The sequence below is a fragment of the Legionella norrlandica genome (genome assembly GCF_000770585.1).
Classification (GTDB): Bacteria; Pseudomonadota; Gammaproteobacteria; order Legionellales; family Legionellaceae; genus Legionella; species Legionella norrlandica.
In genome coordinates this window covers 1-2,029 of record NZ_JNCF01000111.1, presented here as the reverse complement: position 1 = coordinate 2,029, position 2,029 = coordinate 1, and the positions used below count along the sequence as shown (strand labels likewise).

Genomic DNA, 2,029 nt, shown 5'->3' with positions numbered 1-2,029 from the left:
CCTGGCAAAACTGGGGTGCATCCACAATAATAGGATTTGGCGCTGGTCTACAGGCCATTTGGGCTGCTCAATTTATTCAATTCTATACTCATACCAAAACCCCTTTCTACACAGTGAGAGACATTCTAATTTTTATATTCGGTGGGGATTTTCTCTTATCTCTTACCAGTTGCACTATAGGTACAATTGCGCTCATATTGTTTGGCTTGATTACACCTGAATTAGGTATCAATTATTGGTTTGTTTGGTGGATAGGTGATGCAGTAGGTATCATCATAATGACCCCTCTTATCATGACCTGGTACCATGAAAAATTCACTTTCAATTTAAAGCTATTTCTTGAATTTGTTATCTTACTGGTTTTATTAAGTGGTACCATCTATACGATCTATAAGTTACGATATCCTTTAGCTTACGTTTTGATCCCTTTTTGCGTGTGGTCTGCTGTACGTTTCAGTACTCGACTGGCCACAATAATGGCTTTTTTGATATCGATTTCTGTTATTTGGCTTGAAATACACGGTTATAAAGAATTTACTATTGCCGATATTTCAACCAGCTTATTGTTTTTGCAAGCGTTTGTTGCGGTCATATTTTTTACTACGTTAATCCTGTCGGCAGTGATTACGGAGCGCCGAAAAGCACAACAAGAACTTCTGCAAGCGAACATTGAGTTGGAGTCACGGGTGGAACAACGCACACGAGATCTTAATGAAAAGAACATCCAGCTTAATAATGCGCTGGACACTTTAAAACAAGCAGAGACCCAATTAATTCAAGCCGAAAAAATGTCTTCTCTTGGGGTGTTAACTGCAGGGATTGCGCATGAAATCAACAACCCAATTAACTTTATTTCTGCTAATATCGGCCCGTTAAAAAATGACATTGAAGATATTATACAGCTATTAAATCAATACACAGAAATTACCTCTGAAACATCAATAAAAGAGAAGTTATTAGAAATCTCAAAATTTAGCGATGAAATCGACCTACCGTTTACTTTGCAAGAAACTCATCATTTACTTGATAGCATTGAAGAAGGTGCAAGACGCACAGCCAATATTGTGAAAGATCTACGCACTTTTTCACGACTTGATGAAGGAGCATTGAAACACGTTAATATTCATGAGAACATCGACTCCACATTAACTTTGTTGCACAATCAATTTCGAGATCGAATTACCGTCACTAAACACTATGGGGACATTCCCGAAATAGAATGTTTCCCAGGAAAAATCAACCAAGTATTTATGAATATTCTTACCAATGCAGCGCATGCAATTTCTGAACACGGGGAAATTATTATTACTACCGGCAAAGAGGATAATCAAATTGTAATTAGTATTCGCGATACGGGCATTGGCATGAGCGAAGAAACGATGGCCAGGATTTTCGAGCCTTTCTTTACTACTAAACCAGTGGGGAAGGGAACCGGTTTAGGTTTATCTATTTCTTATAGTATTATTCAAGAGCATCACGGGACGATTTCAATTAACAGTGCCTTAGGAAAGGGAAGTGAATTTATTATTACTCTACCTATTAAACACGTCTGAATGTAAGGTGGTTTTCTGATATCAAAAGGGTAAACCCGTGTGATAGTTTTTGACTCTTTGAAAAATCTTTTTTTTTCGATTACTTTATCAAGAATTTATGAAGGCCCTGCCCTACTCACCTATGATCTCTTATGTTTACAGATGCCTGTTAAAGTCCATGGATTGATGCAAAACACGAATAACAGCAATACCGTAATCAGTAATTTTCATAAAAATAACATGGGAACCAACATTAAATGCTCTCAAATCTTTTGATACCGAATTCACGTGCACTATATAAATAGATGGACTCAAGATCATCTATAGCCTTTGGATAAAGGCGATATGATTTATTTGACATTCGATTTTTTCTTCATTTGTTCAAGGAACTTATGTGCATCCCATGTCAATTGAAAACTCTGTATATTGGCTGAAGTTAGTGTCAACTCGAAGAATCAGACGTGTTTAATAGGTAGAGTAATAATAAATTCACTTCC

Annotated in this window: 2 protein-coding genes; one reads left to right on the top strand and one right to left on the bottom strand. The window is 36.8% G+C overall.

Annotated elements, in window-relative coordinates; genetic code table 11:
- Positions 1 to 1,553, top strand: a 1,553-nt coding sequence (locus tag OK13_RS13580; protein WP_035891693.1) for an ATP-binding protein, incomplete at its 5' end; no start/stop codon positions are given.
- 135 nt (positions 1,554 to 1,688) lie between these two features.
- Here the strand turns inward: OK13_RS13580 and OK13_RS16235 are convergent.
- Positions 1,689 to 1,853, bottom strand: a complete 165-nt coding sequence (locus OK13_RS16235; protein ID WP_173402506.1) for a type II toxin-antitoxin system RelE/ParE family toxin — start codon at positions 1,851 to 1,853, stop codon at positions 1,689 to 1,691.
- Positions 1,854 to 2,029 lie beyond the last annotated feature (176 nt).